We start from the raw sequence: 6601 nt of genomic DNA, 5'->3' as shown, positions 1-6601 counted from the left end.
CTAAGTCACCCGAGTGAATTAGATGTACACTTTGTAAGAATCGTCTCATATTTATAGAGTCTTACGCATTCCATACCTGAAAAATGGATTAAAGTAAGCTATGCTTTGTAAAAGAAATAAAAAAACCTTCATTCTCAATGATTAGAATTGATCGATGAATTCAGGAATTCCTGAAATAGTATGCCTCTGGAAGTGAATCATGGTAGAAAACTTGGAAATTTTTGAGGTTGAGCTGGCTGCACCCAATCTGATTGTGGCGCCCCAGGGTTCAACCTTGCAATTTCAATACAGCAATGTTCAGGTCGAATCCAACAAAGTCTTGCGATTGTTAGATGCGCCCGAGATCAAAAATGTAATCATTGATCTGCATAAAGTCGAATATCTCGATTCCATTCTAATCGGAGCCATTATTCGTCTCTTGCAACGCGCCAAGCAGTCAGGCGGGCAGGCGGTCTTCTGTCAAGCCTGTGAAAACATGCAGAACATTCTTAGCTGTATCAAAGTCGGAACCCTATGGCCATTATTCGATTCCCGGGAAGAGGCTCTCGCAGCTTTGGCTGAAAAATCTTAATCATTCGATCTCTTTTCTGAAAATGAGTTGGGAATGCTGCCGTTTACTGCTGATGATTTAAAAGCAATCCAGACGGAAACGTTCATCGAACATCTCGACTATTTCGAAAGTCTCGCCTCCACCAATTCATGGGCTCTACACACACACTGCTCTCCCGATAAAACAACACCAGTTCGCCGCGTCAATTTACCCACTCTCGTCCTCACCGGAAAACAGACAGCAGGTCGCGGCCGTGGCAATAATTCCTGGTGGTCTACCGAAGGAACGTTGACATTTTCGCTCGTCGTCGATGTAGCACAGATACAAATTCCAATCGAACAGCAACCATTGATCGCACTGGCGACAGGCCTCGCGGTTTGCGAAACGCTCGAAAAACATCTTCCCGATAAAAAACTGCAACTGAAATGGCCCAACGATGTCTTTTTGCAGAACAAAAAAGTCTCAGGCATTCTTGTCGAAACCGCAGCCAATGTTCCCGGGCTCGTCGTAATCGGACTCGGCCTCAATCTGAATAACTCATTTCTCTCAGCCGTCGAAGATCTGAAGGCAACAGGCACTTCACTCTACGAAACCACAGGCCAGAAATTTTCGATGACCACCACACTCATTGATCTCATCAATGGAATCGAAAATCGACTTTACGATGTCGCGGGAGAACAAAATCAATTCATGGAGACCTGGCGCAAATACTGCCTGCTAAGTGGTAAAACCATCCGCGTCAATACAGGCCGCGAGACGAAAACAGGACAATGCCTGGAAATAGACGACCAGGGTTTTCTAAATCTGAAAACGGAAGCAGGCATCGAACGAATCATCAGTGGCACCATCGAACACTTTTAAACGAACTTCCCAGAACTATGACAAAACTACTCATCTATCCGGCCATCGATTCCAAACGCCTCTCCCGCATTCAGGACGTCTCCGACCAGTTAACCATCACGAACGCGAACGGTCTGCCAGAAGCACTCGACGAAATCAAAGACGCAGACGCTTTCTTCGGTAAAATTACTCCCGAATTGTTGGCGCCAGCAGTGAACTTGAAATGGATTCAGTCCCCCACCGCAAGCCTCGAACATTATGTCTTTCCCGAACTCGTCGAACATCCCGTTCAACTCACCAACATGCGCGGCCTGTTTTACGACGTCATCGCCGACCATGTAATGGGTTTCGTACTTTGCTTCGCCCGCAATTTGCACACTTACATCAGACAACAGGCCGAATCGAACTGGCAACCCATCGGGGGAAAAGCCGGCAAGCCCGACTTTGTCACAGGACCGGGACAAGTCAGTCAAGTAGATCGCAGTCATATACATCTCTCCGATTGTTCGCTCGGCGTTATCGGCGCCGGCTCCATCGGTGCAGAAATCTGTCGCCGCGCTGCAGCGTTTGGCATGCAGGTATACGCCGTCGACCCCATCGCAACAGAAATTCCCGGCGTCGTGGATGAAGTCTGGAACGTTGACCGCTTAAACGATTTATTAGCCCTCAGTGACTTCACCGTCATCGCAGCCCCCCACACGCCCCAGACAGAAAAACTGTTTCGCACCGCACAGTTCCAGCAAATGAAATCGTCAGCGTATCTCATCAACATCGGCCGCGGCGCCATTGTTGATCTCAAAGATTTAACAGCCGCACTACAAAACGGCGACATCGCGGGAGCCGCCCTGGACGTCTTCGAAATCGAACCACTGCCGCAGGAACATCCACTCTGGAGTATGGAAAACGTGATCATCACGCCCCACATCGCCGCTGCCTCCACACGTGTTCCCGAACGACATCTCGAAACATTACTCGAAAACCTCCGTTGTTTCCTAACCAACAAACCTTTCATCACACTCGCCGATAAACAGAACTGGTTCTGAATTTTCATCACTGTCAAACGTACCACATCAGCAGGTGTCTCCCCTTTGCTCCAGCTCGAATTTCCGATCACAAAAAACGTGTCAAAAAACAGGCTCAAATAACCACTCTCAAATTTGTATCTTGACACCGTCATCGCGCCGCCTAATCTGTGATTTATGCGTTGTTACGCGTCGCGCGCGAGATGAGTATTTTGCGCACTGCTTTTCGCGAACACTGAAGATCTCACTACTATAAAAGTCCCTCTGTTTTGAAAATTTTCACCTGAAAAATGACCATCGATTCTCAATGTCTCGTAACTTATCGACGCGTATTGGCACGTGTTTAACGCACATCGGCACGCGTTTGGCAGATTTTGGTCACCATTAGCTATACTTCGAACACAATTCAGCTTGACACCCTCACGCCCTTCAGCAAAATCATCCACAGTCAAAGTACCAACACTTTGGGCAAACCCGAATAAAATTCGGGCCGAGCGCAGCGAGCAGGAATCTGACAGAGAAACAAAACAATCCACCATTAAAAACCAAAACAATAAAATCATAAATGAGAGCTCCAGGTATGAAGGGGCAGACTCATGTGTCTGCCCGCAGGGTAAAACCATCAATCAACGAACAGAGATTCTGCCTGATAGTAACTGCCAGCTCGAACTGAAAATCCAGAACTGCATATACGTCACACGCGACTACATTCAAAAATCGAACGGGTAAGCCCGAATGCAATTCGGGCCGAGCGCAGCGAGCAGGAAACTGACTGAGAAACAAAACAATCCACCATTAACAATACCCTGAGCGGCACGGCGCTAACCGCCGTTAGAAAGTAACAATCAGAAACACACAGCAACAAAATCATAAAGCATCAACTCATAGTTAAAGTAGGGGAGGCCGCATCTAAAAGGTAGGGGCAGACCCATGTGTCTGCCCGCCAGAGGAAAAATAATCCACTCCCCCGATTTCAATCCCTTGTCAGCCATTCGACAACAACGGGTAGGCGCGAATAAAATTCGGGCCGAGCGCAGCGAGCAGGAAACGGAACCCATGTGTCTGCCCGCCAAAACATTTCGTGCCTTTCGTGATTTTCGTGGTAAAAATAATCACTCTACAATGACACAGGCATCATCTACCCGCGACAAAAGATTTTACCGGAAAGCAACAACCAACCCACAGCTGAATATCCAACAGGTGCAGAATGAGCAGATGCCGAAATGAAGTAAAAAGAAGTTATCATCAAGTTGAACAATGGAGTCGAGAACAGCCAGCCATCGTAGGGAGCCGGTTCATCTTTCTCGATCTTATTAGGGACCATCTGATCCGGGACCGCAATCACAGCTGGCGTCGGTTTCGGATTGAAGCGGTCGAATACTTTACAGCCGTTTGTTGTCATCACGCACACGAGCGCGAGTACGCCACCGATTAAAACGCGATTGAACTGCCTGTTCGTTACCTTTGGTTACATCCTGCTGAAACCTTTCAACCTCTTCGAGTCGTTCGTTTTCGTCGCTGTGTTTTTTCTTGGTCCAGAAAAACAACAGTTCCAAAATGGCTGCGATGATTCGTATAAGACCGCCCATCAGTTTGTGGATGACTTGTCGATCTTGTGGCCGATGGTAGTGATACCAAGCGCGGCGGCGATCCCCATCATTGCATCGTTGGTTGGAATTTCTCCGATCAGCAAACCGCTAACGAAGTAAAGAAGGGTAAGGGCAGCGACGACATAAGTCTTTTTGCCATTGAGGGGGAGCTTATCCAGCATCGATACGGCTTCCTTGCCAGGGAAAGAAATGATATAAAGAGCGGTATGGCATCCATGCTCTACCGCTCTATGAAAACCCCGACGCTTCCCGTTCCATCGTTCGGCACCGGCTTTTCGCTTTCACCATTATTCGAAGGAGATTCGCACTATAAAGTCAAGGGCAATGCATGATCGGACGTAAAAAACCAATTCAGATAATGCTTGATAACGAGGAGCATTGGTCTCTAAGTCGTTACGCTGCAATACAAAAAAAGGCAATCAGGCAAGTGGTGAGAGACCACATGAAATCGCTATTTGATGAATTGAAAGAGAAGTATCCCCGCAAATCAATCAGCGAATCGTCATTGTCAAAAGACGATACTGAATGACCGGGTAACACGCATTTTCCCGACATTATACATTAAGTGTTTCGCATCAAGATCACAGAATCGCAGTGACTTTGAGATCGGGAAACGTCGGTCCACAACTAGGGTGATTTTTTTGTGAGACGAATCAAAACGGCACATCATCATAATCATTACTATCATCACGCTTTGGATTCTTTAGTACGATCGTTGCCTTCCCTACGCGCACAGCAGTCATACCATACTCTGCTGCAACCTTCTCAATCACTTTCGCTGCAGTTCCACGTGGTATTTCAGCTTCTCTTTCTACTGTGTGATAGTGGAAAAGCTCTTCACTTTCTGATTTCCCCTGAGGTTTTCGACCAAGCCATTCCTTTAATATCGAAAAAATGTCTGTATCATCGAGTTCCGGCTCGGGTGTTGTAGATTCTTCAACGATAAGCACTGACGGCGAGGGTTTCGATATCCCATATTTGTCAATGTGCTTTCGTACGCGGTTACATGCTGGACCTAGGGCTGCAGTCGTATTTCCATCTTGTCGTTTTGGCTCGTATGTGACAGGCGTGATTCCCAGTAGGTCAGTTGGCAAATGGAAGTCTTCATATCCCCGCGGCAGTATGATCAGGCTCCGTTCTTTACCTAGCCGACCGATGAATAGACCAAGCTCAAATATGACGTTGTCACGAGCGACTCGGAATTGCTCTCCACGAATTTTAGCAATGTCTTCTGGTGTAAATACAAATAAGCCAAAGTCAAACTCGTCCAAAGCGTCGATTAATGAATCGAGAGTAAAGCGAGATAGCTCAAAGATGCCTTGTGTCCAGACCGTTACGTCTGCATCGTGATCGAGATTTTCCTGAACGCAATATGCAACTTCTAGGTGCTCAGTAGATGATCCGATGAATATGGTAGGATGTTCCATTGCTTGTCTCGAAATTTGAGTTTGTCGTCTAATTTGATTATTCTGTAGTGTCTAACGATCCCCATGATATTACTGTAAGTTTCTTTTTTATTCAGAGTACACTAGATCAGTGCGCAACAAAAGGGAACCGGTGATGTTTAGCTAAAAATGTCGGGGTAACTGTGGTTACCCCGACATCAAACAGAGATAGCACAAACAAAAAATGACCAAGTAAACATCGTTTCCCAGACAATAATATAAAGAGCTTTCTTACATACTTTAATTTTTCAATTCAGCCTTAACCTTCTCAAATATCTCAAACCATTTGTCGTGCTGATTAGGAAAAAGCAGTTTATCAGGAATGCATGCGAAACCCTCTGATGCCCATGTGTCGCACTTTGTAAGTCTAAATTTTGCGAGCAAACGACAGACGAAACTATTTCCAGGTGTACCCGATTGGCCCTGTGTTTCGGTCCGTGATGAATACATCGGATAGTCAGTCGCAAGGAATGCATTTTGAAAATGCGGTCGTAATGCCTCAGGGCGGCATACTTGTGATAGGTCAATTACATGAGTCTTGGATTCAACTGAAACTGAAACAGCTCCGGTCAGTTGTGGAAAAGCAAAGACATAAAAGTAGCCGCTGCTTGCTTTCTTTGGCAGGGCGAATGAGAGTGCTGCTTGGACGGAATTTGTCAAATCCATAAACGGGGTGTCACATACTTCGTAGTGTTGTAGGAGTGCCCACTGAACCGATTGATTTTGGTGAATTTCACCAATTAACAGATGTCTTTTGAGCGCTTCTTCGGCCTTTCTCAATCTTGTGAAACGCTGGTCCAAAGTTTCGGAGTGGTTGTTACCATCAAATGCTGGTCGTAATACACTTGGGTACAGGGAACTTCGTTTTGGGCCGCTGCCGTTGTTTTGAATTTCGTAGTCCTTAGTTTGACCACGATAGAGGAGACGAAAACGAGAGTTCCAGTAATTGAGTTCGGCGAGTTTACGCAACAGTTCGACATACGAAGAAACGACGTGGCCAGATGTAAGCCCCATTTCTAAACCGGGCTTGTATTGAACTTTGTCCGCGTTGATGATTCCAGGATTTTCATCACTGAATGTCTTAACCCGCATTTCCCAGATGACTTCCCTCGCTTTGGCACGTAATTTGCGCCA

The 6601-nt window shown here is 46.4% G+C and carries 8 protein-coding genes; 5 read left to right on the top strand and 3 right to left on the bottom strand.

The genetic code is table 11. The annotated features are described in order from the left end of the window. Positions 1-199: 199 nt before the first annotated feature. The 4 genes from Q0668_RS17405 (at position 200) to Q0668_RS17390 (ending at position 3639) form a co-directional block, all read left to right on the top strand. The gene (locus tag Q0668_RS17405; RefSeq protein WP_298866933.1) at positions 200-571 is read left to right on the top strand and encodes an STAS domain-containing protein; all 372 of its coding nucleotides are present in this window, start codon (positions 200-202) and stop codon (positions 569-571) included. A 33-nt stretch (positions 572-604) separates the two neighbouring features. Continuing rightward, the gene (locus Q0668_RS17400; RefSeq protein ID WP_298866932.1) at positions 605-1411 is read left to right on the top strand and encodes a biotin--[acetyl-CoA-carboxylase] ligase; all 807 of its coding nucleotides are present in this window, start codon (positions 605-607) and stop codon (positions 1409-1411) included. A gap of 17 nt (positions 1412-1428) precedes the next feature. Further along, positions 1429-2433, top strand: coding sequence for a D-2-hydroxyacid dehydrogenase (locus Q0668_RS17395; RefSeq protein ID WP_298866931.1), 1005 nt, complete (start codon positions 1429-1431; stop codon positions 2431-2433). 909 nt (positions 2434-3342) lie between these two features. After that, positions 3343-3639, top strand: coding sequence for a hypothetical protein (locus tag Q0668_RS17390; RefSeq protein ID WP_298866928.1), 297 nt, complete (start codon positions 3343-3345; stop codon positions 3637-3639). A gap of 155 nt (positions 3640-3794) precedes the next feature. On the opposite strand, the gene Q0668_RS17385 is transcribed toward Q0668_RS17390, so the two are convergent. After that, positions 3795-4001: a hypothetical protein gene (locus Q0668_RS17385; protein ID WP_298866926.1), complete on the bottom strand. Its 207-nt coding sequence runs from the start codon at positions 3999-4001 to the stop codon at positions 3795-3797. A gap of 26 nt (positions 4002-4027) precedes the next feature. Between Q0668_RS17385 and Q0668_RS17380 the strand changes: the two genes are divergently transcribed. Beyond that, positions 4028-4354 (top strand): hypothetical protein, encoded by a 327-nt coding sequence (locus Q0668_RS17380; protein WP_298866925.1) that lies wholly within the window; start codon positions 4028-4030, stop codon positions 4352-4354. 321 nt (positions 4355-4675) lie between these two features. On the opposite strand, the gene Q0668_RS17375 is transcribed toward Q0668_RS17380, so the two are convergent. Next, positions 4676-5449 carry a nucleotide-binding protein gene (locus Q0668_RS17375; protein ID WP_298866923.1) on the bottom strand — a complete coding sequence of 258 codons (774 nt, stop codon included), beginning with the start codon at positions 5447-5449 and terminating at the stop codon, positions 4676-4678. Between the two features lie 258 nt (positions 5450-5707). Next, positions 5708-6601: FRG domain-containing protein (locus Q0668_RS17370; protein WP_298866921.1), on the bottom strand; the 894-nt coding region annotated here is incomplete at its 5' end.

The sequence above is a fragment of the uncultured Gimesia sp. genome (assembly GCF_937910335.1).
Classification (GTDB): Bacteria; Planctomycetota; Planctomycetia; order Planctomycetales; family Planctomycetaceae; genus Gimesia.
This window is presented reverse-complemented; position numbering and strand designations above follow the sequence as displayed.